Below are 712 nucleotides of genomic sequence, written 5' to 3'. Positions count from 1 at the left end.
CCGGGTCCACCAGCCGCGCGCCCACCCGGCCCGAGATCGGCGCCACGATGCGGGTGTAGTCCAGCTGCACGCGGGCATAGCTGATCAACGCGTCGTCCGTCTGCGTGGCCGCCTCCAGTTGCGCCACCAGGGCGCGCTGCGTGTCCAGCGTCTGCTGGGTCGCGGCGTCCTCGCGTTGCAGCCGGGTATAGCGTTGCAGGTCCAGCCGCGCGTTCACCAGCGTGGCCTGGTCCTTGGCGCGCTGCGCCTGGGCCTGGGCCAATTGGGCCTGCAGCGCACGCGGATCGATGTTGGCCAGCACCTGGCCGGCCTTCACGTCCTGCCCTTCGACAAAGCCCACGCTGTCCAGCTGGCCGTCGATGCGCGCCTTGACCGTCACGCTGGCCGCCGACGTCACCGTGCCCACGCCGGTCAGGTAGCGGGCCACGTCCTGCTGCTGCGCCAGCACCGTGGCCACCGGCACTGCCGGCGCCGCGACCGGCGCCGTCTCGCCGCGCCCGCGCAGCAGCAGCCACGCCGCCAGCCCGCAGGCCGCCAGGGCCAGCACCAGCACCGCGGCCTTCTTGCCGCCCGCGCCCCGATGGGAAAAAGTCACCGCGTTGTCCATGGACTTACTCGTTCTGGGTAGAGGGTTTGTCGGCTGCCGCAGCACCGGCTGCCGCAGCATCGGCTGCCGGTGCCTTGACCGCGGGCGCGCCGCCCGCCGCGGCCA

The 712-nt window shown here is 73.2% G+C and carries 1 protein-coding gene; it reads right to left on the bottom strand.

The annotated features are described in order from the left end of the window. On the bottom strand, window positions 1-607 hold a 607-nt coding region (locus tag U858_RS0133040; RefSeq protein ID WP_025141349.1), incomplete at its 3' end, for an efflux RND transporter periplasmic adaptor subunit. Window positions 608-712 lie beyond the last annotated feature (105 nt).

Origin of the sequence: Achromobacter sp. DH1f, from assembly GCF_000633435.1 — a bacterium.
Classification (GTDB): Bacteria; Pseudomonadota; Gammaproteobacteria; order Burkholderiales; family Burkholderiaceae_B; genus Achromobacter; species Achromobacter deleyi.
Note: the sequence above shows the minus strand (reverse complement) of the source record. Positions and strands in the feature narration are given on the sequence as shown.